Source organism: Brevundimonas sp. (assembly GCF_030656255.1).
Taxonomy (GTDB): Bacteria; Pseudomonadota; Alphaproteobacteria; order Caulobacterales; family Caulobacteraceae; genus Brevundimonas.
In genome coordinates this window covers 13,302-39,474 of the sequence record NZ_JAUSOE010000077.1, presented here as the reverse complement: position 1 = coordinate 39,474, position 26,173 = coordinate 13,302, and the positions used below count along the sequence as shown (strand labels likewise).

Annotated in this window: 29 protein-coding genes and 1 tRNA gene; 16 read left to right on the top strand and 14 right to left on the bottom strand. The window is 67.5% G+C overall.

Annotated features, from left to right (window positions below):
- The first annotated feature begins 32 nt into the window (after nt 1–32).
- A complete protein-coding gene (locus tag Q7J26_RS08205; protein WP_304935975.1) occupies nt 33–725 on the top strand; it encodes an alpha/beta fold hydrolase in 693 nt (230 codons plus the stop codon).
- Here the strand turns inward: Q7J26_RS08205 and Q7J26_RS08200 are convergent.
- The 3 genes from Q7J26_RS08200 to queC are packed head-to-tail and all read right to left on the bottom strand — an operon-like array spanning nt 722 to nt 2,453.
- Nucleotides 722–1,090 carry a 6-carboxytetrahydropterin synthase gene (locus Q7J26_RS08200; protein ID WP_304935974.1) on the bottom strand — a complete coding sequence of 123 codons (369 nt, stop codon included), beginning with the start codon at nt 1,088–1,090 and terminating at the stop codon, nt 722–724. The genes Q7J26_RS08205 and Q7J26_RS08200 overlap by 4 nt on opposite strands.
- Nucleotides 1,090–1,725 (bottom strand): 7-carboxy-7-deazaguanine synthase, encoded by a 636-nt coding sequence (queE, locus tag Q7J26_RS08195; RefSeq protein ID WP_304935973.1) that lies wholly within the window; start codon nt 1,723–1,725, stop codon nt 1,090–1,092. The genes Q7J26_RS08200 and queE overlap by 1 nt, the downstream gene beginning before the upstream one ends.
- The gene (queC, locus tag Q7J26_RS08190; protein WP_304935972.1) at nt 1,722–2,453 is read right to left on the bottom strand and encodes a 7-cyano-7-deazaguanine synthase QueC; all 732 of its coding nucleotides are present in this window, start codon (nt 2,451–2,453) and stop codon (nt 1,722–1,724) included. Before queC ends, queE begins: the two co-directional genes overlap by 4 nt.
- A 222-nt stretch (nt 2,454–2,675) precedes the next feature.
- Between queC and Q7J26_RS08185 the strand changes: the two genes are divergently transcribed.
- A complete protein-coding gene (locus Q7J26_RS08185; RefSeq protein WP_304935971.1) occupies nt 2,676–4,331 on the top strand; it encodes a response regulator in 1,656 nt (551 codons plus the stop codon).
- A gap of 18 nt (nt 4,332–4,349) precedes the next feature.
- Here Q7J26_RS08185 and Q7J26_RS08180 read toward each other — a convergent pair whose 3' ends face one another.
- Nucleotides 4,350–5,381 (bottom strand): ligase-associated DNA damage response exonuclease, encoded by a 1,032-nt coding sequence (locus tag Q7J26_RS08180; RefSeq protein ID WP_304935988.1) that lies wholly within the window; start codon nt 5,379–5,381, stop codon nt 4,350–4,352.
- Nucleotides 5,382–5,461: 80 nt separating this feature from the next.
- Between Q7J26_RS08180 and Q7J26_RS08175 the strand changes: the two genes are divergently transcribed.
- The 5 genes from Q7J26_RS08175 to Q7J26_RS08155 all read left to right on the top strand — a co-directional run bounded on the left by Q7J26_RS08175 (nt 5,462) and on the right by Q7J26_RS08155 (nt 8,029).
- A complete protein-coding gene (locus Q7J26_RS08175) occupies nt 5,462–5,911 on the top strand; it encodes a PaaI family thioesterase (RefSeq protein ID WP_304935970.1) in 450 nt (149 codons plus the stop codon).
- Nucleotides 5,908–6,300: a PaaI family thioesterase gene (locus Q7J26_RS08170; protein WP_183195870.1), complete on the top strand. Its 393-nt coding sequence runs from the start codon at nt 5,908–5,910 to the stop codon at nt 6,298–6,300. The genes Q7J26_RS08175 and Q7J26_RS08170 overlap by 4 nt, the downstream gene beginning before the upstream one ends.
- A gap of 164 nt (nt 6,301–6,464) precedes the next feature.
- Complete coding sequence (locus tag Q7J26_RS08165) at nt 6,465–6,815, top strand: hypothetical protein (protein WP_304935969.1); 351 nt, start codon at nt 6,465–6,467, stop codon at nt 6,813–6,815.
- 89 nt (nt 6,816–6,904) lie between these two features.
- Nucleotides 6,905–7,342 (top strand): hypothetical protein, encoded by a 438-nt coding sequence (locus tag Q7J26_RS08160; protein ID WP_304935968.1) that lies wholly within the window; start codon nt 6,905–6,907, stop codon nt 7,340–7,342.
- 51 nt (nt 7,343–7,393) lie between these two features.
- Entirely contained in the window at nt 7,394–8,029 is a 636-nt protein-coding gene (locus Q7J26_RS08155; protein ID WP_304935967.1) for a helix-turn-helix transcriptional regulator, read from the top strand.
- A 131-nt stretch (nt 8,030–8,160) separates the two neighbouring features.
- Here the strand turns inward: Q7J26_RS08155 and Q7J26_RS08150 are convergent, their stop codons facing one another.
- From Q7J26_RS08150 to Q7J26_RS08125, 6 genes are all read right to left on the bottom strand, one after another.
- The gene (locus Q7J26_RS08150) at nt 8,161–8,628 is read right to left on the bottom strand and encodes an SH3 domain-containing protein (RefSeq protein ID WP_304935966.1); all 468 of its coding nucleotides are present in this window, start codon (nt 8,626–8,628) and stop codon (nt 8,161–8,163) included.
- A gap of 176 nt (nt 8,629–8,804) precedes the next feature.
- Entirely contained in the window at nt 8,805–9,203 is a 399-nt protein-coding gene (locus Q7J26_RS08145) for an SH3 domain-containing protein (protein WP_304935965.1), read from the bottom strand.
- Nucleotides 9,204–9,369: 166 nt separating this feature from the next.
- On the bottom strand, nt 9,370–11,040 hold the full coding sequence (locus Q7J26_RS08140) for a lysine--tRNA ligase (protein WP_304935964.1): 1,671 nt from the start codon (nt 11,038–11,040) through the stop codon (nt 9,370–9,372).
- Nucleotides 11,041–11,090: 50 nt separating this feature from the next.
- Nucleotides 11,091–11,435, bottom strand: coding sequence for a RidA family protein (locus Q7J26_RS08135; RefSeq protein ID WP_267514057.1), 345 nt, complete (start codon nt 11,433–11,435; stop codon nt 11,091–11,093).
- A 41-nt stretch (nt 11,436–11,476) separates the two neighbouring features.
- A complete protein-coding gene (locus Q7J26_RS08130; protein ID WP_304935963.1) occupies nt 11,477–11,956 on the bottom strand; it encodes a hypothetical protein in 480 nt (159 codons plus the stop codon).
- A gap of 42 nt (nt 11,957–11,998) precedes the next feature.
- The gene (locus Q7J26_RS08125) at nt 11,999–12,472 is read right to left on the bottom strand and encodes a hypothetical protein (protein ID WP_304935962.1); all 474 of its coding nucleotides are present in this window, start codon (nt 12,470–12,472) and stop codon (nt 11,999–12,001) included.
- Nucleotides 12,473–12,566: 94 nt separating this feature from the next.
- Between Q7J26_RS08125 and Q7J26_RS08120 the strand changes: the two genes are divergently transcribed.
- The 5 genes from Q7J26_RS08120 (at nt 12,567) to Q7J26_RS08100 (ending at nt 16,268) form a co-directional block, all read left to right on the top strand.
- Nucleotides 12,567–12,947: a hypothetical protein gene (locus Q7J26_RS08120; protein ID WP_304935961.1), complete on the top strand. Its 381-nt coding sequence runs from the start codon at nt 12,567–12,569 to the stop codon at nt 12,945–12,947.
- A gap of 34 nt (nt 12,948–12,981) precedes the next feature.
- Entirely contained in the window at nt 12,982–14,079 is a 1,098-nt protein-coding gene (queA, locus tag Q7J26_RS08115; protein WP_304935960.1) for a tRNA preQ1(34) S-adenosylmethionine ribosyltransferase-isomerase QueA, read from the top strand.
- 208 nt (nt 14,080–14,287) lie between these two features.
- Nucleotides 14,288–14,773 carry a hypothetical protein gene (locus Q7J26_RS08110; protein ID WP_304935959.1) on the top strand — a complete coding sequence of 162 codons (486 nt, stop codon included), beginning with the start codon at nt 14,288–14,290 and terminating at the stop codon, nt 14,771–14,773.
- Entirely contained in the window at nt 14,770–15,882 is a 1,113-nt protein-coding gene (tgt, locus tag Q7J26_RS08105; RefSeq protein WP_304935987.1) for a tRNA guanosine(34) transglycosylase Tgt, read from the top strand. Before Q7J26_RS08110 ends, tgt begins: the two co-directional genes overlap by 4 nt.
- Before the next feature lie 35 nt (nt 15,883–15,917).
- Nucleotides 15,918–16,268 (top strand): hypothetical protein, encoded by a 351-nt coding sequence (locus tag Q7J26_RS08100; RefSeq protein ID WP_304935958.1) that lies wholly within the window; start codon nt 15,918–15,920, stop codon nt 16,266–16,268.
- A 17-nt stretch (nt 16,269–16,285) separates the two neighbouring features.
- Here the strand turns inward: Q7J26_RS08100 and Q7J26_RS08095 are convergent, their stop codons facing one another.
- The 3 genes from Q7J26_RS08095 to Q7J26_RS08085 form a co-directional block, all read right to left on the bottom strand.
- A complete protein-coding gene (locus Q7J26_RS08095) occupies nt 16,286–16,840 on the bottom strand; it encodes a hypothetical protein (protein ID WP_304935957.1) in 555 nt (184 codons plus the stop codon).
- Between the two features lie 69 nt (nt 16,841–16,909).
- Entirely contained in the window at nt 16,910–17,776 is an 867-nt protein-coding gene (locus Q7J26_RS08090; RefSeq protein WP_304935956.1) for an ROK family protein, read from the bottom strand.
- Nucleotides 17,777–17,799: 23 nt separating this feature from the next.
- Nucleotides 17,800–17,876, bottom strand: a tRNA-Lys gene (locus tag Q7J26_RS08085).
- Nucleotides 17,877–17,971: 95 nt separating this feature from the next.
- Between Q7J26_RS08085 and Q7J26_RS08080 the strand changes: the two genes are divergently transcribed.
- The 4 genes from Q7J26_RS08080 to Q7J26_RS08065 all read left to right on the top strand — a co-directional run bounded on the left by Q7J26_RS08080 (nt 17,972) and on the right by Q7J26_RS08065 (nt 25,506).
- The gene (locus Q7J26_RS08080; protein WP_304935955.1) at nt 17,972–19,057 is read left to right on the top strand and encodes a CaiB/BaiF CoA-transferase family protein; all 1,086 of its coding nucleotides are present in this window, start codon (nt 17,972–17,974) and stop codon (nt 19,055–19,057) included.
- Nucleotides 19,058–19,128: 71 nt separating this feature from the next.
- The gene (locus Q7J26_RS08075) at nt 19,129–19,398 is read left to right on the top strand and encodes a hypothetical protein (protein WP_304935954.1); all 270 of its coding nucleotides are present in this window, start codon (nt 19,129–19,131) and stop codon (nt 19,396–19,398) included.
- An 85-nt stretch (nt 19,399–19,483) separates the two neighbouring features.
- Complete coding sequence (locus tag Q7J26_RS08070) at nt 19,484–21,280, top strand: autotransporter assembly complex family protein (RefSeq protein WP_304935953.1); 1,797 nt, start codon at nt 19,484–19,486, stop codon at nt 21,278–21,280.
- Nucleotides 21,277–25,506: a translocation/assembly module TamB domain-containing protein gene (locus tag Q7J26_RS08065; protein ID WP_304935952.1), complete on the top strand. Its 4,230-nt coding sequence runs from the start codon at nt 21,277–21,279 to the stop codon at nt 25,504–25,506. Before Q7J26_RS08070 ends, Q7J26_RS08065 begins: the two co-directional genes overlap by 4 nt.
- 13 nt (nt 25,507–25,519) lie before the next feature.
- Here the strand turns inward: Q7J26_RS08065 and Q7J26_RS08060 are convergent, their stop codons facing one another.
- Nucleotides 25,520–26,062, bottom strand: coding sequence for a hypothetical protein (locus Q7J26_RS08060; RefSeq protein ID WP_304935951.1), 543 nt, complete (start codon nt 26,060–26,062; stop codon nt 25,520–25,522).
- Nucleotides 26,063–26,173 lie beyond the last annotated feature (111 nt).

Sequence of the window (26,173 nt, the reverse complement as noted above, 5' to 3'; positions counted from 1 at the left end):
GCCCGGAAGCGGTTTCGTGCTACGGTCCTCAAATGACCCCGACCGTCCTGATCCCCGGCCTCGCCTGCACGGCCGAAATGTTCGCTTCCCAGACCGTCGCCCTGTGGCCTCAAGGGCCGGTCACCGTCGCCTCGACCCTGGAGGGCGAAACCATCGCCGCCATGGCCGCCGCCATCCTGCGTGACGCCCCGCCGCGCTTCGCGCTCGGCGGCATTTCCATGGGGGGCTATATCGCCATGGAAATTCTCCGCCAGGCGCCGGAACGGGTCATCAAACTGGCCCTGCTTAACACCTCGGCCCGCGCCGACACGCCCGAGCAGATCGAGGCGCGACGCCTGCTTATGGAACGGGTCCGGAACGGCGAACTGGAAGCGGTCCTGGCCCAGGTCACGCCCAACCTGCTTCATCCCAACCATCGCGACCGTCAGGACCTGATCGACATCCAGATCCGCATGGGCCGCGATGTCGGATCCGACGGTTTCATTCGCCAGGAAGCGGCGATTACGAAGCGGATCGACTCGCGGCCGCACCTGGCGGACATCAAGATTCCAACTCTCGTCCTGGTCGGGGACCGCGATCCGCTGACCCCGCCGGATCGCGCCCAAGAAATCTCCGACGCCATCCCGGGCGCCAGCCTCGCCATCATCCCCGACTGCGGCCACGCCTCGACGCTGGAACAGCCCGAAGCGGTCAGCGCGGCGCTAGTGGAGTGGCTGACCGCCTAGAGGCTCAGCACGCACCGCTCGTTGATCGTCGGCCGCGCCACCTGCACCCGGCACAGCCCCGGCCAGTCGGGCTTCAGGGTCTTCACGAACCACAGGCACAGGTTCTCCAGGCTGGGCAGTTCCAGCCCCTCGTGCTCGTTGAGCATGCCGTGATCCAGCTGTTCCGCCGCCGCCTTCAGCGCCCGGTCCAGCGCGCCCAGATCAGCGACCCAGTTGTGCTCGGCGTCCAGGACCTCGGACTGGATCGTCGCCTCGACCGTGAAGGAATGGCCGTGAACGCGGCGATAGATGCTGCCCTCGGGTTCGTTGGGGAAGTGGTGGGCGGCGTCGAAGGTCGCCTGTTTGGTGATTTCGAAAACGGGCATTAGCGGACGCCGATATACTTGTGGGTCTGGACGCTCAGGCGCCACTGGGGATGGGTCAGGCAGTATTCGATGGCGGCGGCGGTGTTCTCCGCCTGGTCGGGGCCGTCCATGGGCTGAAGCCAGAACCGTTCGAAATCCAGGTCTTCGAACCGCTCCGGCAGGGCCTTGGCCTGCGGATAGACCAGCTTCAGCTCCTGCCCCTTGACCTGGATCAGATCGGCGTCGGCCTTGGGACTGACGCAGATCCAGTCGATCCCGTCCGGCGCCGCCAGGGTGCCGTTGCTCTCGATGGCGATCTCGAAGTCCCGCGCCCGCAGGGCCGCGATCAGCGGCGGGTCCAACTGCAACAGGGGCTCGCCGCCGGTGCAGACCACCAGTTTCGGATCCCCCGCCCGCCCCCGCCACATCGCCGCGACATGATGGGCCAACAGGTCGGCGCTCGCGAACTTGCCCCCGCCGTCCCCGTCCACGCCGACGAAGTCCGTGTCGCAGAAGCTGCAGACGGCGCTCGCCCGATCCTGCTCGCGCCCGCTCCAAAGATTGCAGCCGGCGAAGCGCAGAAAGACCGCCGGCCGTCCCGCCTGTCCGCCCTCGCCCTGGACGGTCAGAAACACTTCCTTGGCCGAATAGGTCACGTCTTGGCGCCCTGGGATGCGCCCCAGTCTTCATACCCCGCCGCGCGCAGTTCGCACGCCGGGCATTCGCCGCAGCCATAGCCCCAGGCGTGCCGATGCGTCCGGTCGCCCTGATAGCAGGTGTGGCTGTCCTCGATGATCAGTTCGACCAGAGCCTCGCCGCCGATCCGCTCGGCCAGCGCCCAGGTCTGCCCCTTGGTCAGCCACATCAACGGGGTGTCGATCACCACCGGCTTGTCCAGCCCCAGCGACAGGGCGCGCGCCATGGCCTCCATGGTCTCGTGGCGACAGTCGGGATAGCCGGAATAGTCCGTCTCGCACATGCCGCCGACCAGCACCTCCAGCCCGCGCCGATCCGCCAGGGCCGCCGCGGCCACCAGGAAGATCAGGTTGCGCCCCGGCACAAAGGTGGTCGGCAGGCCGCGCGCATCCATCTCGATCTTGCGATCGGCGGTCAGGGCGCTCTCGGCGATCCGGCCATAGCCGGTCAGGTCCACCACATGGTCGTCGCCCAGACGGTCGGCCCATTGCGGCAGGGCCGTCTTGATCCCCGCACGCACAGCCTGGCGCGCCTCCATCTCGACCAGATGGCGCTGGCCGTAGTCGAAGCCGACCGTCTCCACCCGGTCGAACCGCTCCAGCGCCCAGGCCAGACAGGTCGCGCTGTCCTGCCCGCCGGAGAACAGGACCAGGGCCGATGTGGGGGTCTTTTCCAGGATGACGCTCATGACGAATCTGCGGTCGGCCGGTCGGCCGCGCGCATGCACAAAGGGATGGGGACCCATATGGGTCGGGCCGGCCTTCTACACCAGAGCGGACAGCGGCGCAAAATCCGGTTCGCCGGTCCGAAGATGACACCGCATGTCATCCGCGAAACTTTTTGATCCAGCTTAACTAATCCGCAAGCGCTACCGGTCCAGAGTATCACCGAGTAAGGAGTTCCAGGCAGTATGCCGACCATTGAGACCCTTTCAGAACGGCCCGAGCCCATCGCCCCGTCGACGCTCGGCTGCGAGGTGCTTGCGCGTTTCGAGCGCGAGCCTGACACTCTGGTCATCCCGGTTGTCGAAAATGACCGTCCCGTGGGTCTGGTCGAACGCACCGCCTTCCTTCAGAAAATCGCCGGCCGCTTCGGCCACGCCCTTTACGACACCCGCCCCATCAGTTTCGCCATGGACGCCGAACCTGCGGTCGTCGAAGGCGACACCCGGATCGACGCCTTCTCCGACATCATGTCGCGGGGCGGTCCCGCCGCCCTGCTGCGCGGCTTCATCGTCACCAAGAACGGCCGCTATCACGGGGTGGGCACAGCGGCGACCCTGCTCAAGGCGGCCACCGACCGCCAGCGCGAATACGACGCCAAGATGGCCGATCAGGCCGCCATCCTCAACGACACCCGCGCCCAGGCCATCGCCTCCGCCCGCGCCAAGAGCCAGTTCCTGGCCATCATGAGCCATGAGCTGCGCACCCCGATGAACGGCGTGCTGGCCGTGGCCGAACTGCTGCGCCGCCAACCCCTGAACGAAGCGGCCCAGGCCCACGTCCAGACCATCGTCGATTCCTCCGAAAGCCTGCTGCGAATCCTTCAGGACGCGGTCGATCTGTCCAAGGCCGAGGCGGGCGAGCTTGAGCTGAACCCCGTCCCCACCCCCCTTCGCGCCGTGATGGACGACGTCCAGTCCCTGTGGGAGCCGCGCGCGTCCCAGGACGGCGTGACCCTGATGGTCGGCTATGAAGGCGACACCGAACTGGCGGCCGTCATCGACGGCGTGCGGTTGAAACAGGTGTTCAACAACCTGATCGGCAACGCCCTGAAATTCGCGCGCAACGGCATGGTCGAGGCCAGGCTCAAGGCCTGGGTCGACGGCGATCAGATCCGCATGCAGGCTCGCGTCCGCGACGACGGCCCCGGCGTGGACGCAGACCGCGTCGATTCCATCTTCGAGCCCTTCGTTCACGGCTCGGGTCCTGACGGCGCCGGTCTGGGCCTGTCGATCTGCCGTCAGGTGGTCGACCGCATGGGCGGCCGCATCTGGGCCGAAAACAACCAGGGGCGCGGCGCCACCTTCGCCTTTGACATGACCGCGCGCCGGGCCGTGGTCGAGGTCGAGGCCGCCTCGAACGTGTCGGACCTTTCGGAGCTGAACCTCCAGTCCGCCCCGCACATCCTTATCGTCGACGACAACGCCACCAACCGGGTCGTGGCCCAGGCCCTGTGCGAGATGTTCGGCTGCAGCTCCGAACTGGCCGAGGATGGGCTTGAGGCGGTTCAGGCCGTGCAGGAGAACCGCTACGACCTGATCCTGATGGACATCAAGATGCCGCGCATGGACGGCGTCCAGGCCACCCAGGCCATTCGCGCCCTGAACGGCCCCGTCAGCCGCATTCCCATCGTCGCCCTGACCGCCAACGCCGATCCGGAAGACGCCAAACACTATCTGTCCATCGGCATGGCCGCCGTGGTCGAGAAGCCGATCAAGCCCGAACGCTTGCGCATGGCCATGAACGCCGCCCTGTCGACGGTGCAGGCCGCCGCCGCCGCCGATGATGATGGCGACGGCGCCGACACCCGCGCTCCGAAGCGCCGCGCCGCCCGTCGCGCCTGACGGGTTTCAGGCCCGGTTTCAGTCGGGCCGGACCTCCAGCGCCTCTTCATCCTCCTCGTCGTAACCGACGAGGCGCAGCGCCCGCGCCTTCTGGCCGTTCAGCTCGGCCCATCGCAGCAGACCCTCCTCGCGGCCGTGGGTGATCCAGACCTCTTCGGGCTTCAGTTCTTCGAAGGTGGCGACCAGTTCGCCCCAGTCGGCGTGGTCCGACACCACAAGCGGCAGCTCCACGCCGCGTTGGCGCGCCCGCGCCCGCACCCCCATCCAGCCCGAGGCGAAGGCCGTCACCGGATCGGCGAAACTGCGGGCCCAGCGATCCTGAATCGCCGACGGCGGGGCGATCACCACCTCGCCGCCCAGCGCCCCCTTGGGCAGGCCCCGCGCCGGCAGGATCGGCCCCAGTTCGACCCCCTCGCGTTCGTACAGGGCGTTCAGCCGCTCCATCGCCCCGTGCACATAGATCGGCCTCTCCCACCCCGCTTCGCGCAGGCTCATGATGATCCGCTGCGCCTTGCCCAGAGCATAGGCCCCGACCAGATGGGCCCGTTCCGGAAACTGACCCAGCGATCGGACCAGCCGCCCGATCTCCTCCTCGGCCGGCGGATGGCGAAACACCGGCAGGCCGAAGGTCGCCTCCGAGATGAAGACGTGACAGGGCAAAGGCTCGAAGGCCGGGCAGGTCGGATCGCGCCGGCGCTTGTAGTCGCCCGACACCACCATGGTCAGGCCCTTCCACTTCGCCTCGACCTGGGCCGAGCCCAGCACATGACCGGCGGGGACCAGCCGCAGGTCCACGCCGTTGATCGCGGCGGCCTCGCCGTATTCGACCGCCTGTTCGCGCCTCGCGAAATCGGCGCCGTAGCGTTCGGCCATGATGGCCAGGGTCTGGCGCGTGGCCAGGACGACCCCATGCCCGGCCCGCGCGTGGTCGGAATGGCCGTGGGTGATCACCGCCCGATCCACCGGCCGCACCGGATCGACATAGAAGTCGCCGGGCGGGCAATACAAGCCGGCGGGCGTGGGGTGCAGCAGGTCTTCGGGGCGGATCATGGCCATCGTAACGCTCTCGACGCCGTCGGGGCTCCGCTCCATACAGGAGAGGATCATCGGCTTCACGGGCGTCCGTTCGCATGCACGACAGTTTCGTCGACACCATCCTGCCCCAGCTGGCGGCCGGGTCCGCCCACACCGGGGCGCTGGGCTTCGTCTTCGACGGCCTGCATGACGGCGATCCGCGCATCCGCGTGCCCTGGCGGTCTGATCTGGTCGGAGATCCCGACACGGGCGTCCTGGCCGGCGGCCTCGTCACCACCCTGCTGGACCATATCGGCGGCCTGGCGGTCTGGACGGCCATGGCCGAGTTTCAGCCCATCGCCACCCTGGACCTGCGGGTGGATTATATGCGCGCCGCCCACCCCCGTGTGGACCTGCTGGCCCAGGCGAAATGCTTCCGGCTGACGCCGACCATCGCCTTCGTCCGGGCCTGGGCCTTTGAGGAAGACCCGTCCGACCCGGTCGCCGCCGCCCAGTCCGCCTATGTGCTGAACCGCGCCCATCCCAGCCGGGAGGTCAACGCATGAGCGACCTTCTCGAACGCATCCCCTACGCCCGCTTCCTGAACCTTCAGACCCTGGTCAGCGGCGACGAGATCACTGTCATCCTGCCCTTCGCCGACCGGTTGATCGGCAACCCGATGCTGCCGGCCCTCCACGGCGGTTCGACGGCGGCCCTGCTGGAAATGACGGCCATGGCCCAGGTGGCGCTGGCCTTCCCCAGCCCGCGCCTGCCGCGTCCGATCAATGTCACGGTCGCCTATCTGCGCACCGGCCGTCCCGTCGATGTCTTCGCCCGCGCCAGCATCAGCCGCGCCGGCCGCCGCGTCGCCCACGTCCAGGCCGAAGCCTGGCAGGAGGCGCGCAACCAGCCGATCGCCTCCCTGACCGCCCATTTCCTGCTGGACAATCCCTAGGCCTTTCAGCGGCTTCTAGCAGGCAAAAACAGAAACGACATCCCGTTCGTCGAACAATCGGCGCTGAAGACGCGCACGACCATCACGGTTAACAAGACTCTACCAAGCAAGGTTAATCCATGTTAAGCTTACATCTCTTGTAAACCTTGTTTTAGGGGCTTTCTATGGAACGGACCGAAGTCATCGCCAGCGTCGCCGGCGATCTCCACGCGACCGAACACGCGATTGACGCCGCCATCACCCAGGCGACGACGCTGGTTCAATCCTTCATCGGCGCCCGCGCCGCCCTGTCCCTTTCGCCCGTCGCCGCCACGGCGTCGCAAGCCAAGGCCATGGAAACCATCGCCGCCCTCGCCGCCGCTCGCGAGTCCATCGTCGCCTGCCACGCGGAGCTCCAGAAAGATCACCGTCGCCTGGGTTATGGCGCCTACGCCATCGGTCCGGTCGGCAAGCCCGACGACTGGCTTGATCCCAAGCCAGTCAAGCAGACCGGCCACCTGCGCTCGGTTGGGTGAATTCTTGGTAAGCTTAGCCGACTGACATTATCGTTTAACCAGCAATGGTTCATTATCGCCCCCGTGCACTCAGTGCGGGGGCGATTTGCATGGTGAACATGGGTTATGCGGTCGTCGGCGCGATCTTCATGGTCGGCATGGTTCTTTTCGCCTTCATCAAAGGCGGACCACGAGAACGAGTCGGCGCCGGCTATCTTCTTGCCGCTTGGTTCGCATCATTGCTCGTTCAGGAAAACAACGGCTTTCGCGGATTGCCGATCGGGATGTTTCTCATTGATGCGATGTCCCTCGTGGTCTTCGCCGCTTTAGCCTGGCGGGCGCCTCAATCCTGGCCCGTATGGGTGGCCGGCCTACAGCTTATTACCGTGATGGCTCACATCATGATCCTGACGACGAAGACGATCCCCATAGCGTCGCTCTACACAGTGATGAACTTGATCGGCTATCTCATCATCATCTGCATCGGCGTCGGCACCTTCTGGGCCTGGCAGGAGCGCAAGGCTGCAGCCGAGTATGCGCCTAGGTAGAAATTCCTAACCTCATCCCCTAAACTTCCCCGACTCAGTCGCGGGAAGCCCATGCCCCTGTCACACGCAAAGCTTTGGAAGGCCGTGGACGCCCTGGCGCGGCGCGAGGGGTTGTCGCCGTCGGGACTGGCGCGGCGGGCCGGGCTGGATGCGACCAGCTTCAATCCGTCCAAACGGTTCGGCGCCGGCGATCCGCCGCGTCCGCGTTGGCCCTCGACCGAGAGCATGACCCTGATCCTTCAGGCGACCGGGGTCTCCCTGGCCGAGTTCGCCGCCCTGGCCGAGGACGCGCCGTCAACGCCCACGACGGTGCCGATTCTGGGCCTGGCCCGCGCCGGCCTGGACGGTTTCTTCGACGATGCAGGCCTGCCGGTCGGCGACGGCTGGGACCAGACTGAACTGCCCCAGGTCAACGCCACCACCTTCAGCCTGCGGATCAGCGGTGATTCCATGTCGCCCCTGTACCGCGAGGGCGACCGGGTGATCGTGGATCGCGGCGACCCCGCCGTGCGGCGCGGCGACCGGATCGTGGCCCGCCTGACCTCGGGCGAGGTGGTGGCCAAGGAGTTGACCGGGCTGAACGCCCGCACGGCCACCCTGTCCTCGATCAATCCGGACTATCCGCCCCGCGTGGTGGCGCGGCGCGATATCGAATGGATGGCTCGCATCCTGTGGGTCAGCCAATAGAAAGCCCCGCCCGGCGAACCGGACGGGGCTCGGCTCAAACGGCGAACCGTGAGCCTTCGACTGTCCCGGCGGCGGAACCGGACGGGGCGTGAACAGCCCGCCGCCCAAGACAGTCTTTCCGAAAGCGACCCTTAGCGGGTCACATAGTTGGCGTTGACCCAACCGCCGCCGGCGATCTGGATCCAGTCGCCTTGCGAGGCGACGGCTGTGAACTGTTGGCCGGCCGACAGACTGCCCGCCTGGCGATAGCCGGTGCCGGGGCCGCTGCGGATGCGCAGGTTCGAACCGGCGCGATAGGTGTTGGCGTTGGCCTGGGCCGCCGCGCGGGTGCGTTGCTGGTTGCAGCCGATATAGGAACCGGCCGCCGCGCCGGCGCCGGCGCCGACAACGGTCCCGGCCGTGCGCTCGTTGCGCGCCAGGTTGGACCCGACCACGCCGCCGACCACCGCGCCGATCAGGGCGCCTGCGGTCTGGCGACCGCCGGGGGCGTCGCAGTTGGTCACGCCATTGGCCTGGGCCTGGGCGGCCATCGGGGCGGCGGTCACCAGGGCGGCCAGCGCCGCAGCCGTGGCCAGACCGGTCTTCAGAAACTTGCTCATAACTCTATCTCCTGTCATCGGGCTCGCCGATGACAGGAAGAATGCCTGAGCCAACCTGAAGGCTCCCAGAGCTTCACCGTTATTTTCGGTTCATCTTCACGCCCGCCCTTCAGACGTAAAAGAGGCCGCGTCCGGTGTCGGTCGCGGCCTCTCTTCAGCTAGGCTTTATCCAGCGATCAGGCGCGGCGAGCGAACGAGGCGCTGATCCAGCCCTGGCCCTGCACGTGCAGCCAACCGTTGCGAACCTGATCGACGCTGACGACCTGGCCGGCCCGCAGTTGACCGACACGACGGGTATTGGTTCCGGCGCCGCTGCGGACGTTCACGGTCGAGGTGATCCGATAGCGGCCGGACTGCGATTGACCGCTGTTCTGATTTTGGCTGCGTTGCGACTGGGATTGGCCGCCGTTGTGACTCTGCGACTGAGACTGGCCGCGCGATTGTTGCTGCGACTCCGACTGGCCGCGCTGCGGCTGGTTGTTCTGCTGCTGGGCGGCCGCCGCGAGCGGGGCGGCCAGAACCAGGGTGAACGCGGCGGCTGCGGTCAGCCCGTTACGAAAAATCTTGTTGGACATGGTGTCGTTCCTTCTTGCCGATCGGCATAAAGTCAAAGGCCAGTCCGTCGCCCCGTCGATAGGGGCGCCGGACTGGAATAACCTCTGGTCGCCCGCCGACAAGGCGTCAGCATGGCCACAAACAACGCTAATCTTTCAGTTTTGATAGATACATCAATGGTCAAGCTTAGCGGACCAGGTCCCCGTTCGCGCCAGCCTCGATCAGTTTGATCGTCTGCGGCAGGCCATAGATGGCCGCGAACGAGCCGAAGCGCGGCCCCTGAGACGCGCCCAGCAGCACCTCATACAGCGCCCCGAACCAGGCCCGCAGCGGCTCGAACTCGTGCGCCTTGCCCACCGCATAGACCTCGTTCTGAATCAGTTCGCCGTCCGTGGTGTCCGCCGGCAAGGCCTTCAGCCGTTCCGCCAAATCCAGCAGCGCCGCCTTCTCCTTATCGTCCGGCAGGCGATACGCCTTCGAGGGCTTCACGAAGTCCTCGTAATAGTTCAGCGCCCGGTCCATCAGCTGGTCCAGCAGCGGCTCGTTCTGCGGCGTCGCCTCGGGCAGATATTTGGCGAAATAGGCCCACAGCTGGTCCTTGGTCGAGGCGTTGGCCACCCCCACCAGGTTCAGCAGCAGGGCGAACGACACCGGCGAGGTATGGGTCGGCGGGTTCCCCGCATGGATCGACCAGACCGCATTATCGATCCGCTTGGCCGGCTCCTGGGTCTTGTAGCTTTCGATGAAGGCCAGATAGTCGTCGATGGCGCGCGGAATGACGTTGAAGTGCAGGCTCTTGGCCGACTTCGGCGACTGGAACATGTACCAGCTCAGGCTCTCCGGCGTGCCGTAGCGCAGCCATTCGTCCATCGTCAGGCCGTTGCCCTTGGACTTGGAGATCTTCTTGCCTTCGATATCCAGGAACAGTTCATAGTTGAACCCTTCCGGCGGCGTGCCGCCCAGGGCGCGACAGATCTTGCCGCTCTCGCGCACGCTCTCGATCAGGTCCTTGCCCGACATCTCGTAATCGACGTCCAGCGCGACCCAGCGCATGGCCCAGTCCGGCTTCCATTGCAGCTTCACATGACCGCCCGTGACCGGCAGCTCGGTGCGTCCGCCGGCCGGGTCGTCGAAGGTAATCGTCCCCTTCTCGACGTTCCGCTCCAGAGTCGGCACCTGCAGCACATGGCCCGTGATCGGGCTGACCGGCAGGAAGGGCGAATAGGTCGCCCGCCGCTCTTCGCCCAGGGTCGGCAGCATGATGGCCATGACCGCGTCGAACCGCTCAAGCAGCGTCAGAAGCGTCGCGTCGAATGCGCCGGACTTGTAGGTCTGGGTCGAGCTCATGAACTCATAGTCAAAGCCGAACCCGTCCAGAAACGCCCGCAACCGCGCATTATTGTGCGCCCCGAAACTGTCGTGCGTCCCGAACGGATCCCGCACCCGGGTCAGCGACAGGTGCAGATCCTCGCGCAGCATCTCCGGGTTCGGCACGCCTTCCGGCACCTTCCTCAGCCCGTCCATGTCGTCGCTGAAGGCGATCAGTCGCGTGCGCCAGTGGTCGCCCGTCAGCGCCCGGAAGGCGTTCCTCACCATGGTGGTCCGCGCCACCTCGCCGAAGGTGCCCATGTGCGGCAGGCCCGACGGCCCGTATCCGGTCTCCAGCACCACCGGTCGGCGCAGAGCCTCGAACTTGGCCAGGGCCTCGTCGGTCTTGCCCGCATCGATCAGCGCCCGCGCCTCGGCCCGCTCGCTCTCGCCCAGCCGCTTTTTCAGAACATGGGCCAGCAGATTGCGGGCTTGTTCGAACGGCCAGGACTTGGCCTCACGGGCGAGGATTTCGAGGTTCTGAAGCATGGCGGCGGTTTGCAGTCTGCAAACCGCCCGGTCAACCGCCTTATCCCCCGTCAGCCCCTGGCGGCGATGACGATCACCTCGACCTTATAGTCCGGCGAGGCCAGCCGGCTCTCCCCCGTGGCGCGGGCCGGCGGATTGGCCGTATCGACCCAGGCGTCCCAGACGCTGTTCATCGCGTCGAAATCGGCGATGTCGGCCAGCCAGATCTGGGCCATCAGAATCTTCGACTTGTCGCTGCCCGCCTGGGCCAGCAGGGCGTCGACCTCGGCCAGCGCCGTCTTCGTCTGGGCGATCACATCGTCGCCGGGCTCTCCGACCTGACCGGCCAGATAGACGGTGTCGCCGTGAACCACGGCTTCGCTCATACGGGCGCCGGGCTGGATGCGGGTGATCATGGGGAGGGCTCCTGATTATTTCGTCCCCCTATCATACCCCGTTAGCGCGGTCGGTCGAACGCTCCGACCGCCCAACTCACCACCGCCGCCCCGGCCGCCACGATGATCGCATCCTCGATCAGGCCGCTCTTCGTCTGCCCGATCCGCTTCATCGCGGTCTTGCGTCCCGCCAGCCCCAGATAGGCCAGGGGCACGGCCGTCCCGATCGCCAGGGCCGCGCCCAGATTCTCACGCCCGCGCGGCGCCAGGGCCGAGCCCGCGATCCCCGCGCTCATCACCCGCGCCAGCAGGCCCAGGAAGACCGTCCTGTCCGGCGCCGACTTCATCTTGTCGCCGAACAGTTCGCCGACCCCCATGGCCAGGCCGCCGAACTTGAACAGCGGATGATCCAGCAGCACCAGCCGCCCCGGCGTGTCCCGGTGCGCCAGCCGGGCCCCGGCTATGGCGGCCATGGGCGTCATGGAGCGGGCGCTGGCGACGGCGCCGATGAGGACGGACGGGAGGAGTGCGAGGGTTTTCATCCGCCTTCAACACCCAGCCTCCGCCGAAGTTCAGCAAAACGGCTAACGGACGATCCGCGACGCCGGCAGCCGCGCCAATTGGTTGACGAACACCTCCAGATTCTGGGTGTTCGCCGAGACCGCATCCCTGACTTCGGGACGATTGAGATGGCGCGTATCGACCATGACGCCGCCGTCCTCCGTCCGACTGGCCAAGCCGAGCGCGCATAATTTGCTGACATGGCGACGCGTGGTCTCGACCGACATGTTCAATGACCGCGCCAGCGCCGAGAGGCTTACGGGACGTCGAAGATCGTCGGGCAGAAACTCTGATCCTATCAGAGCCGTGTGGCGATGCATGTTTCGCACATGCTGGGCGCAAGCCTGGGCCGCCGAAACAAAGACCAGAGCCGTTACCGGGTCGCCGCCCGCGACATCCGCGTATAGACGCATGAATCTGAGGACATAGTCCACACCGGCCGCCAGTTGCAGCCTTTCCCATGCACCCTTCGACAACATGCGGACATGGTGCTTCACGGACGATGTTTAGTCATCTCATTTTGAGAAACAGCCTTCTGGCCTTCGAAGAAAAAACCGCGTCATTCCAAATCCGCTTGTTTCGGAGGAAAACGTGGCGGAGTTGGTCAATTTCAAGGCACAACGTTTCAGCGCTGGCCTCAAGCGCCTCCGTGCGACAGACCCTGTGTTGATAGAGATCGTGCTGGCGCTTTGGGAGTTGGGCGGAGAGGCGCATCGCCAGATCGTCGTCGACCATTTGCTGCGTGGTCGCGGAGAAGCAGGCGTGATCCGCCACGACCACCGTGCGCCGATCTACGAGGCGATGGCGAGCATCTTCGCCCGCGCGCCCCATAGTTCAACCTGGGTCGCACCTGTGTTTAATCCCACGAGCTATCGATGGATGCTGACAGAGTCCGGACGAAGGCTGTTCCAGATCGACAAGACGGGCAAAACCGAAACGGACATGCGCCTGAACCCGACCAATCGGGCTTGACCGACTTCCAGGCGCGTGGCCTTTGCCCCGCCTGATGAAGACCGCCGATTTCGACTTCGACCTGCCCGAGGACCGCATCGCCCTGCGTCCCGCCGATCCGCGCGATTCCGCCCGGCTGCTGGTGGTGAAGGACGGCGCGCTGGACGACCGCGTCATCCGCGACCTGCCCGAATTCCTGCACCCCGGCGACGCCCTGGTCTTCAACGACACCCGCGTCATCCCCGCCCGCCTGTCGGGCGTCCGCACCCGCCCCAACCCCGATACAGGGCTCGAAGGAGAGCCCCTGACGGTCGCGGTCGAGGCCACCCTGCACCACCGCGACGCCCCCGACGTCTGGTCCGCCTTCATGAAGCCCGGCAAACGCATCAAGCCGGGCGATAGAATCCGCTTCGGACAGGAAGCCGACGCCGCCTGCGATCTGGGCCGTCTCGACGCCACCGTCACAGCGAAGGGCGACGACGGCCTGATCACCCTGAAGTTCGACCTGTCCGGCCCGGCCCTGGACGACGCCATCCGCGCCGTCGGGGTCATGCCCCTGCCCCCCTATATCGCCGCCAAACGGCCCGAGGACGACCGCGACCGCTCGGACTATCAGACCGTCTTCGCCGAACACGACGGCTCGGTCGCCGCCCCCACGGCGGGCCTGCACTTCACCCCCGCCCTGCTGGACGCCATCCGGGCCAGGGGCGTCTCGACCCACGCCGTCACCCTGCACGTCGGCGCCGGCACCTTCCTGCCGATCAAGGCCGACGACCTGGCGGACCACAAGATGCACAGCGAATGGGGCGAGGTCTCGCCGGACACCGCCGCCGCCCTGAACGCCGTCCACGCCGCCGGCGGCCGCATCGTCTGCGTCGGCACCACCTCGCTGCGCCTGCTGGAGTCCGCCACGACCGAGGCCGGCGAGATCCGCCCCTTCCACGGCGACACCGCCATCTTCATCACCCCCGGCTACCGCTTCCGCGCCGTCGACGTGCTGATGACCAATTTCCACCTGCCCAAATCCACTCTCTTCATGCTGGTCAGCGCCTTCGCCGGCCGCGATGCGATGAAGACCGCCTACGCCCACGCCATCGCCGACGGCTACCGCTTCTACTCCTACGGCGACGGGTCGTTGCTGTTCCGGGGCTAACCCCAGACCCTCTCCCGCTTGCGGCAGAGGTGGGCCGGCATCCGCGCAGCGGACCAGCCTCGGAGAGGGAAGTGTCACCCCGCCCAGCCCTCCGCTTCCAAAGGGGCTTCAAAACTTAGCAGCGAAAGCGCGAGGATGACGCCGCATGTCTGTAGCCTTCCGCCGCCCAACCCCTTAAATGCCGCCTGCTGACGAAAACGAGCCTATTTTGTCCTTCGACGATTTCGAACTCGACCTCCCGCAGGATCTCCAGGACGGCCTGATCGCCGTCGGCGAGGCCGCGCGCGACCTGGATCAGCCCTGGTGGATCTTCGGCGGGGCGGCCATGGCCCTGTACGGTCTGACCGACCTGCATGTGCCCGACATCGACGTCCTGTGCGCCCCGCGCGACGCCCGCGCCCTGCTGGCGGCCCTGGACGGCCAGGTCGTGGCCGATCCGGGCGAGGGCCTGTTCCGCTCCGCCGTCTTCGGTCGCGCGCCGGACCAGCCGATCCTTGTCGAGGTCATGGCCGATCTGGAGACCCGCGACGGCGCCGAATGGCGGCCGGTCGCCTTTACGTCGCGCCGTCCGGTCTTCATCGACGACGTGCCGCTGTTCGTGCCCGACATCCGGGACCATATCGCCCTTTACCGCCTGTTCGGCCGCCCCAAGGATCTGGCGCGGATCGAACGGCTTGAACGACTGATCGCCTGATGCCCTTCCCCTTCGAGATTTCCGCCAAAGAAGGCCGCGCCCGCACCGGCGTGCTGAAGACCGCGCGCGGCGACATCCGCACCCCCGCCTTCATGCCCGTGGGCACGGCGGCCACGGTCAAGGCGATGACGGTGGATCAGGTCAAGGCGACCGGCGCCGACATCATCCTGGGCAACACCTATCACCTGATGCTGCGCCCCGGCCCCGAGCGGATGGAGCGTCTGGGCGGGCTGCACAAATTCATGGGCTGGGACAAGCCGATCCTGACCGACAGCGGCGGTTTCCAGGTCATGTCCCTGGCCGGGATTTCGAAGGTGAAGGAAGAGGCAGTGACCTTCTCCTCCCACATCGACGGCTCCAAACACGTCCTGACGCCCGAACGCTCGATCGAGATCCAGGCTGACCGGATCGGCGCCGACATCTCGATGCAACTGGACCAATGCGTCTCCTGGCCGGCCGAGCGGGACGCGGCCCAGAAGGCCATGGAACTGTCGATCCGCTGGGGCGCCCGCTCCAAGGCCCGCTTCGGCGAGCGCGAAAACCAGGCCCTGTTCGGCATCCAGCAGGGCTCGACCTACGAAGACCTCCGCCGCCAGTCGTCGGATCAGCTTCAGGAGATCGGCTTCGACGGCTACGCCATCGGCGGCCTCGCCGTGGGCGAAGGCCACCAGGCCATGTGCGCGGTGCTGGACTATGCGCCCGAAATGCTGCCCGCCGACCGGCCGCGCTATCTGATGGGGGTGGGCAAGCCGATCGACCTGGTCGAGGCCGTCTATCGCGGCGTCGACATGTTCGACTGCGTCCTGCCCACCCGCGCGGGCCGCCACGGCCAGGCCTGGACCTGGGACGGCCCTCTGAACCTGAAAAACGCCCGCTTCGCCGAGGACCAGGATCCGCTTGATCCCGCCATCGACGGGCCGTCGTCGCAGTATTCGAAGGCCTATCTGCACCACCTGATCCGCGCCGACGAAATCCTCGGCAAGGTCCTGCTCAGCTGGCACAATATCGCCTTCTACCAGGCCCTGACCGCCACCATGCGCGCCGCGATCTCAGAAGGCCGGTTCGAACAGTTCCGCCGCGACTTCCACGCGCGGCATGTGTCGAACTGACCATCTCAAAGACCGATCAATCAGGAGCGCTCTCCATGAGAATCGAGAAATCAGGGTTCCACGCCTACAATACCTATTTGGCAGAGCCTTCACGGCCGCCCAGCAGAGGCGGAAATACGAAAGCGCTTCATCGTCACGTCATCATCATCGGTGGCGACAAGTATTCCTTCTTCGCACCTTGGGCAGGCAAGTTTGCTTACAAAGGCGAGTTGATATCCTTTGACTGGGACTGGGACAAAACTGGCGAGTTTAGAAATATCGTTAAGCCGTCTTTCGAAGCCTTCGCCAAAGACGGCACCGTCCAGATTAGAGGCGATCGCGGCGATAAAGTCCGCCGCACTGCCGAAACGAGACCGCCTGGGCGCAAGAGTGAATGGAAGGATTAGCGCAGCATCGACGCTGGCTAACGCTGCAACCGTCCCGTCGGCCGGAACCAACTCGGCGCCGCCGGCGGGGCGCAGTTCCGCTGCATGCCGATCCCCTTCAGGAAGGCGCGACGCATCCGCCCCGACTGGATGGCCGACTGGACATGGCGGCTGTGCTGATCGGCGCCGCTGAGCCGACGGATCCAGCTTCGTCCGGGGATGAAATCGGTCGTCGTCCCGCGAATGGCGTCCAGGGCCGCCCTGGCCGCCGCATCGGCCGCCTGTTCGCTGCGATACGAGCCGTCCTGGCGCCGCGGCTCGTCCGTATCCGGCCCCAGGGCCTCGTCCAGCCGCGCCACCTCGGCGCCGATGGTGGTGCACTGGTTCAGATTGCGCAGGTCATAGGGATTGGCCTCGGCCTGCAGCAGAACCGTCGGAATCAGCTGACGCCGCAGGTTGAAATCGTCCAGCGGGGCGGTGACGGCGTCGCCCAGCCCCTCCCCGACCTGTTCAGCGCCACTCATGGCCGAACGGCCGGCGTTGCAGCCGGCGAGCAGGACGGCCGCGAGAACGAGAGGGAGGATCGGCTTCATTCGGCCCTTAGACCATGCACAGCCGTCGCGATCAAAACCCCCTCGCCCTTCGGCGGCGTTTATCCGCGATCAGGCGGCCAGATCCCGCGCCATCAGCATCGCCCCATCCAGCCCGGCGTGCTCACGCTCGGCCGCCACCAGATAGTCGCCCTCGCCCATCACCACCGCCGATCCATAGCCGTTGACCCGGCGTCGCGCCGCCGCCTCGACCTCGGCGATCAGGCCCCGCGTGGACATGACGCCGCCGCCGAACACGATCCGATCCGGCGACCAGGCGAACACCAGGCCGGCGACCAACTGCCCCAGATAGTCGGCGACCACCGCCCGCACCGCATCCGCGTCTTCCAGGCGTCGCCCCGCCAGCCGCGCCTGCACCGCCGGCCCGGCCGTCAGCCCCTCGACGCAATCGGCATGGAAGGGGCAGGCGCTGGCCTGGGCGTCGCCCTCGGCCCGGCGCACGAACAGATGACCGATCTCCGGATGCAGCGCCCCCTTCAGCGTCTGGCCGTCCACACACAGGCCACCGCCGATTCCGGTCCCCACAGTGACATAGGCCACGGCTCGCGCCCCCCGGCCCGCGCCCAGTCGGGCCTCGGCAACAGCGGCGGCGTTGACGTCGGTATCCACAGCGAAAGGGGCGCCCAGACGGTCGGCCAGGGTCCTGGACAGATTGAACCCGGTCCAACCCGGCTTGGGCGTGGCCAGCATCAGCCCGCGCTGGGGCGAGGCCGGATCGACCACCAGAGGCCCGAAACTGGCGACGCCCAGACCGGCGACCGGCCTTTCGGCCGCCGCAGCGACCAGGGCCTCGACCGCCGCCTCAGGCCGCCCCGTGGCGAACCGGCCTTCGTCCAGCACGACGCCCGCCGCGTCGGCGATGCGCCACACGATCTTGGTCCCGCCCGTCTCGACCGCGAAGAAGAGAGGCTGGGGCATGGGGGCTCCGGATCAGGAGAAAATGGTACGTCCTCTCGGGCTCGAACCGAGGACCCTCTGATTAAAAGTCAGATGCTCTAACCAACTGAGCTAAGGACGCACCGCGCGACGTCCGGGGCGAGCCCGAACCGTCGAAGGGCGCCTTCTGTTGCAATCCGCCCTTCCGGTCAAGACCGGGTCTGCTACTCAATGCGAATGAAACCGCTCAACGGACTGCGCATCCTCGAATTCGACGGCCTGGGGCCGGTGACGTTCGCCGGCCTGATGCTGGCCGACATGGGGGCCGAGGTCCTGCGTCTGACCCGCGCGGCCTCGGCGGGCGCTCCCGTTTTCGCCGAGGTCGGCGGGACCTTGCTGCATCGGGGACGGACCGCCGTGCCGGTGGATCTGAAGTCCGAGAACGACCGCAACCGAATTCTGCGCCTGGTCGACGGCGCGGACGCGGTGATCGAGGGATTTCGGCCCGGCGTCATGGAACGGCTGGGCTATGGCCCCGCGGTTCTGCACGCCCGCAACCCGGCCCTGGTCTTCGGTCGGGTGACGGGCTGGGGCCAGACCGGTCCGCTGGCCGACGCCGTGGGGCACGACCTGAACTATATCGGCCTGTCGGGGGTGCTGCACGCCATGGGCGAGGCGGATCGGCCGCCGCCCCCGCCGCTGAACCTGGTCGGCGACTATGGCGGCGGGGCGATGATGCTGACGACCGGGGTGCTGGCGGCCCTGCTGGAGGCCAGGACCACCGGGCGGGGCCGGATCGTGGACGCCGCCATGACCGACGGGACGGCCCTGCTGGGCGGCCTGTTCCAGGCCCTGCGCGGCCAGGGTCTCTGGAGCGAGCGGCGCGGGGCCAATCTGCTGGACGGGGGCGCACCCTTCTATCGCTGCTACGCCTGTCGGGACGGCGGCTTCGTCGCGGTGGCGGCGCTGGAGCCGCGCTTCTACGCCGCCCTGCTGGCGGGTCTGCAGATCGATCCGTCCGAAGCGCCTCAGCATGACAGGGCCGGCTGGCCCGCCTTGCACGACCGGTTCGCCGCCCTGTTCGCGGCGCGGGACCGGGACGACTGGATGGCGCATTTCGCTGGAACCGAGGCCTGCGTCACCCCGGTCCTGAGCCTGGCGGAGGCGCCGGATCACCCGCACAATCGCGACCGAGGCAGCTTCCAGAACGGCCTGCCCGCCCCCGCGCCCCGCTTCGACGGCGCCGAACTCCCATCGCCGACCGTGAGGCCTCTGCTGGCTCTGAACGAAGCGGTCTGGAGCAAGAGGCGGGATGACCCCTGAAGTTTTCGGCGCTATGGAACGAGGCGGCGCCGAGGGCGTTGCAACGGACGATATCCGGGGAACTATTTCTGATGAGACGCTCGATCTTCGTTCTGACCGCGACGGCGCTGGGCGCGCTGGTGCTTGCGGGCTGCGATGACTACCAGTCGAGGTCGCAAGATGATTATGCCGATGCCCCGCCGGTCGAGGAACAGGCTGTCGCCGCCGAGGATTCGGCCGAGCCGGTGGTCGCGCCTGAAGTGACCGATCCGGCCCCGACCCCGGCGCCCACCCCCCTTCCGCCGGAAGAGCGGACGTCCGAACAGTCGGTTCAGCCCGAAAGCGAAACCCTGTTCTACTGAGGCGCGCCGCTTCGCCGCCACATCAGGATGCAAGGGCGTACCGAGACGCCGACTTGGAGTCCGCGCCCTTGACGAAAGCTAGAGTTTGACGTTCCGGCCCACCCTGTTTCTTGCCGCCATGGCGACCTGCAGCCTTGTCGCCCAGGCCGCCGCAGCCGATCCTCGCGCCCAGATCCGGGGCGACATGGACGCCGAACTGCGCCGTATGCTGGAACGGGCGGTCGGCGAGGTGGACGGCGCCCCGGAAAGCCGTTTCGAAGCCCGCCGCCGCGCCCAGGGCGCTTTGTCGGCGGCCGAGGCCCTGCTGCGTTCGGAAGCCTATTACCAGCCCGTCCTGGAAGACGTGGTCGAGGGCGAGGATAGGCCGTCCGCCATCGTGGACGTCCAGCCTGGCCGCCGGTTCCTGCTGACCCAACCCACGATCACCTGGACGGATCCGGCGCCCGACGCCGAGAGCGCCGCCGAGTCGCTGAAGGCCATTGGTCTGAAGGCGGGAGATCCCGGTCGGGCGGTGGATGTCATCTCCGGCGAAGGCCGGGCCGTCGCCACCCTGGTCCGGGACGGCTACGCCGACGCCAAGGCCGATCCGCGCCGCGTCGTGGTCGATCACGCCGCCTTCACGGTCGCGCCCGAATACCGCATCAACTCCGGCCGACTGGTTCTGCTGGACGGCGTCATCATACCCCGGGCCGGTCGCACCAACCCGGCCTGGGTCACCGGCCTGGCCCCCTGGACCGAGGGCGATCGCTACGATCCCGACCAGGTGGCCGAACTGGAGCGCCGGCTGCTCGACACCGGGGTCTATGACGGGGTCGGCGTGGCCCTGGCGCCGATCGACCAGACCACGGCCGAGGGCCATCGCCCCATCATCGTCAATCTGCAGGACCGGCCGCGCCGCGTGCTGGAGGCCGGCGCCACCTGGTCAACGGCCGAGGGGGCCGGCGTCGATCTGATCTGGACCCGCTACAACCGTTTCGGACGCGCCGACACCCTGAGGCTGGAAACGCGGCTGGCCGATATCGACAGCCGGATCGGCGCCGACCTGTCCCTGCCCCACTGGCGCAAGCCGGGTCGGACGCTGAAGCTGAGCGCCGGCGTGGTCAAGGAAGACACCGACGCCTACGACCGTACCGCCCTGGTGCTGGCCGCCGAACTGCAGCAGCGGATCGGCAAGACCTCCTACTTCAACTACGGCGTCGGGCTGGACGCCGGCCGGTATAACGAGAACCGGTACGACTTCACCTCCGTCCCGCCCCGCGCCGTCAGCTTCGACCGCGATCTGGCCATCGTGACCGGACGAACCAGCGCCTATATCGACAACTCCAACGACCCGCTGAATCCGACTCAGGGCTGGCGCGTGACCGCCTCGGTCCAGCCGACCGCCGTGACCGGCGAGGACACGATCCTGTTCCTGCGCAGCGAAACCCAGGCCACCGCCTATCTGCCGCTTCAGGACGGGGCGCGCACGGTTCTGGCCGGCCGCATCCGCATCGGCTCGATCATCGGCGGCGACGAGCTGAGCGTGCCGTCGGACCGTCTGTTCTATTCGGGCGGCGGCGGATCGGTGCGCGGCTATTCCTATCAGGGCGTCAATCCCGAACTGCCGGATCAGACCCCGCGCGGCGGCCTGTCGCTGTTCGAGACCTCGCTGGAGGTACGCCGTGACATCGGCCAGAGCTTCCAGGCCGTGGCCTTCGTCGATGCGGGCGCCGTCGGCTTCCAGGAGACGCCCAACCTGACCAATATGCGTTACGGCGCCGGCCTGGGCGTCCGCTACAAGCTGCCGTTCGGCCCGATCCGCGCCGACATCGCCGTGCCGCTGGACAAGCGCGAGGGCGATTCCGCCTTCCAGATCTACATCAGCATAGGTCAGGCGTTTTGACCGAAGCCCCGCCCGAAAACACGCCAGACGCCCCGCCGGAAGAAACCGCCGCCGAGGTCCGCAAAAAGCGCAGCCTGCTGCAGCTGCTGGCCCTGATCGTCGGCGGCGTGGTCGGCGGCCTTCTGGTGCTGCTGGTCATCGCCCTGATCGGCGGGCGGATGTACATCGTCTCGGACGGCGGGCGCGACCTGGTCACCGGCTTCGTCCAGGGCCAGAAGATCAGCCGGTATGGCCGGATCAACGTCTATGGCCTGAAGGGCGACCTGTTCGACGACTTCACCCTGGACCGGGTTACGGTGACGGACCGCGACGGCGTCTGGCTGGACGCCCGCAACGTCAGGGTCGACTGGTCCTACTGGCCGCTGATCACCCGCCGGTTCCACGCCACCGACATCAGCGCCGAGGTGATCCAGCTGATCCGCCGGCCGGTGCTGGACGCCCCCAGCGGCGAACCCGGCGGGCCTCAGCCCATCGACGTCGATATCGACCGCTTCTCCGCCAGGGTCGAACTGTTGGAAGGCTTCTCCAAGGAATATGGCCGCTGGAACCTGGCGGGCGACATCGCCCTGCCGCGCCGGGGCGCCAAGAGCGCGACCGTCAACGCAGACAGCCTGAACCGGCCCGGCGACTATCTGCGGCTGGCGGCGACCTTCGGCGGCAAGCTGGAGGACACCCGCGTCAATCTGCGCGCCAACGAGGCCCAAGGCGGGCCGTTGGCCGGATCCCTGGGCTATTCGCCCGACCTGCCCTTCTCGGCCGTGGCCGTGGTGAACGCCGACATGGTCCACGCCAAGGTCCAGACCGGCCAGTTCACGCCCCTGACCGTCGACGGCCGGTTCGGTGAAAACGGCTCGCGCGTCTCGGGCTTCTTCGACTTCAGCGGATCGGACCTGTTCGAACCCTTTGTTCAGCGGGTGGGCCGCACCGCCCGGTTCGGCTTCGCCATGGTGCCGGCCAAGGACAAGGCGTTCCAGGGCGTGGGCTGGAAGCTGATGTCGGACAATGTCTCGTCCGAGGCGAAGGGCCTGATCCGCATGTCGGACCGCAGTTCGCCCGACGGAATCCAGCTGGACCTCCAGACCGTGTCGCTGAGCCGTCTGGTCGGGTCCGACGTGGCCGGGCCGGCCGCCTATTCGGGTCTGTTCAAGGGCGACGCCGAAACCTGGACCCTGGAGGGCCAAGCCAGTCTGCTGAACGCCAATCTGGCCAGCTATCGCGCCACCCGCATCGCCGGGCCGCTGAACGTTCAGGTCAAGGACGGCCGGATCGATCTGGACGGCGACATCCGCGCCGTGGGCGGCTCGAGCGAGGGGCTGATCGGCGGCCTGCTGGGCGCGACGCCGCGCGTGCAGATGCAGGCCGCGCGGATGAAGGACGGCGCCCTGTTGCTGGAAAAACTGGATCTTCAGGGCCAGGGACTGACGCTGACAGGCTCGGGCTCGCGCAATCTACTGGGCGGCATGGGCTTCCGCGGCGACGCGCAACTGACCGACGCCTCGCGCGTCCTGGCCGACGCCAAGGGCGCCTTCGGCGGTCCGGTCCGCGCCTCGTCGGCCAAGACCGGCGCGCCCTGGGTGCTGAACTTCGACGGCCGGGGCCGTAATCTGACGGTCGGGATGGACGAGCTGAACCGGCTGCTGGGCCGCACGCCGCGGCTGCAACTGACCGGCAAGCTGAACGGCGACCGGATCGAGGTGGATCGCGGCGAACTGACCGGGGCGGCCGGTCGCGCGGGGGCCAAGGGTCTGATCGAGACTGACGGCCGGTTGCGGCTGGCGCTGGACTGGAACGCGCGCGGCCCGTTCGCCGTCGGACCGGTCGAGATCGGCGGCGACATGAACGGGCGCGGCGCCCTGACCGGCACCTTGTCCCAACCGCGCGTCGACCTGACGGCCGGATTTGACTCGGTCACGGCCGGCGCCCTGACCCTGACCCAGGCCGACCTGATCCTGAGCTTCCGCAAGGGCGCGGATGCGTCGGACGGCCGGATCACCGTGACCAGCGGCTCAAACTACGGCCCGGCCCGCGCGTCGGGGAACTTCTTCCTGGGCGGACAGCAGATCCGATTGACCGATCTCGACGTCAACGCCGGCGGCGTCACGGCCCAGGGCGCGGTCGCCCTGTCGGACAACATCCCCTCCAGCGCCGACCTGACCTTTACAGCGCGCACCGGAGCCTTCCTGGCCTCCGGCGAAGCCAACGGTCGCATCCGCCTGACCGAGGGCGGCGGATCGGAAAGCGCCATCCTGGACGTCAGCGGACGCAACGTCCGCCTGGCCGGCCAGAGTTGGGTGATCCGCACCGTCGACCTGGACGGACGCGGCACCTTGGACAACCTGCCTTTCACTCTGGCTCTGGATGTCGGGGGTGGAACCCCGGCCCAGTTCAACGGCACGGGCGTCTATTCAAGGCGCGGGGCTGCCCACAACCTCGCCCTGCGTGGCGGCGGCCGAGTGCGCGAGGTGGCCTTCACCACCCGCAGCGCGGCCACGATCACCCTGGACGGCGAGAACCGGTCGGCCCACCTGGACCTGGGCGTCGGCAGCGGCGTGCTGCTTGCGGATCTGCGCCAAGATGCGCGCACGGCCGTTATCCAGGCCGATCTGACCAGCGTGGACCTGCAGACCCTTTCCCCGAACCTGCGCGGCCGCGCCACCGGTCGGGTCGCCCTGCGCGGGGCAGGCGACGACCTGTCCGGGTCCGCCAATGTCACCCTGGCGGATGTCCGCAGCATCGACGCCCCAAGCGGACTTTCGGTCGACGGCCGCCTGGACGCGACCCTGGTCAACAACAGCCTGACGATCAAGGCGACAGCGTCCGACGAGGGCGCGGTTCAGGCCTCGGCCGATGTCGTCCTGCCGGTCGAGGCCTCAGCCGCGCCTCTGCGTCTGGCCATCGCCCGCCAACGGCCGATGTCGGGCAATGTGTCGATCAACGGCCAGATCCAGCCGATCTGGGACCTGTTCCTGGGCGGCGACCGCAGCCTGGCGGGCCAGGTGGCGGGTCAAGCGACCTTGGGCGGCACGCTCGCTGCGCCGCGCCTGAACGGCCGGTTCGACCTGACCCAGGGCTCCTATCGCGAGAATTCGATAGGCTTGGTCCTGGGCGGCCTGACCCTGAGGACGAGCTTCGACGACACCACCGCCCTGATCGAGACCTTTACGGCTAATGACAACGCCGGCGGAACAGTGGCCGGCCAGGGCCGGATTGGGCTGCGCGAGGGTTCGGGATCGACGGCGCGTCTGGACCTCACGCGGTTCCGGGTCATCGACAATGACATCGGCGAGGCCCGCGCCTCAGGCCCGATCACCATTGTTCGCGGCCAGGACGGCAACGTCCAGCTGTCGGGCCAGATGACCATTGACGAGGCCCGGATCGAGCCGGAAGTGCCCGGCGCCACCGGCATCGTCTCGATGGACGTGGTCGAGATCAATCGTCCCGGCGGCGATCCGGTCGAGACCGAGGCCCGTCAGCGCGGCCCGCAGATCGGTATGGACATCGCCCTGCGCTCGACCGGCGGCAAGGTGCGGGTCAGCGGCCGGGGCCTGAACGTCGTGCTGGACGTCAACGCCCGGGTGCGCGGCACCATCGCCCAGCCGCAACTGACCGGCACGGCCAATGTGGTGCGCGGCGATTATGAGTTCGCGGGCAAGCGGTTCATCTTCGACGACACCGGCCGCGTGACCCTGTCGACCGATCCAAAACAGATCCGCCTGAATCTGTCGGCGACGCGCGAGGATACGGCCCTGACCGCCTCCATCGACGTGACCGGCACGGCCGACCAGCCGAAGATCGCCCTGACGTCCACCCCTGCCCTGCCCCAGGACGAGATCCTGTCGCAGGTGCTGTTCGGCCGTTCAGCCTCGCAGCTGTCGCCGTTCGAGGCGGCGCAACTGGCGGCCGGGGTCGCGGCCCTGGCCGGCGGCGGCGGCTTCGACGTGATCGGCAATCTGCGCGAGCTGGCGGGTCTGGACCGGCTGTCCTTCGGCGGCGAGGCCTCGGCCGTGACGGTCGCCGGCGGCCGTTACATCACCGACGACGTCTATCTGGAGGTCATCGGCGGGGGCGAAGGCGGGGCGGCGGTCAAGGTCGAGTGGCAGCCGCGCCGCAACCTGGCCATCAGCTCGCAGTTCGGCGGCCAGGGCGACACCAGCCTGTCGATCCGCTGGCGCCGCGAAAGCCGCGAACCCGGCCAACGCACCGACCGCCGCCCGAACCGGAATTAGAAGGACAGCGACATCAGGGCTCGCGTCGGAGACGGTGCAACAGCATCGCCCCCTGAAGCGACGCGACATAGATGACGGCCGAGACGAGAGACGCCGGCCAGACCACAAGCAGGATCCACAGCGGCAGTTCAGGCCCGCGGAAGCTTTCCAGCAGACGCATCCCGATATTGGCGACCAGACTGTAGGCGATCATGGCCAGCATGATCAGGGGGATGACCCGCGTCATCATCCGCCACTGCACGGCGGCCAGCACCCCGTACAGGACGACGGAAAAGATCGCGCCGAAGCCGATCATATAGGGCCACATGGCCTCCATCACCGCGCGCTGGGTGGCGAGCTGAGCCGCCGTCAGGTTCATGCGGCTGTATTCTTCGTTCATCGCGGTGGCGAACCAGCCCGAGTTGAGCATCCACCAAGTCGGGACCAGACCCACGACCAGGGCGATGGCCAGGCCGACGACCATGACCCGCGCGGACCGCTGGGCCTCGGCCATGCCGCGCGGCAGGACGAACGGGTTCATCGCCCGCAGCCAGAGATCGATCGTCGAACGCGTCATGAAACCATCCCTTGTTACGCGGCGCACCAAGAGCCTGATCGTTGCGGCCGATCAAGGCCCAGAGCGACTTTAGCTCCCGACCTTCACCTTTGCCGTCGTGGCGGCTAGGGT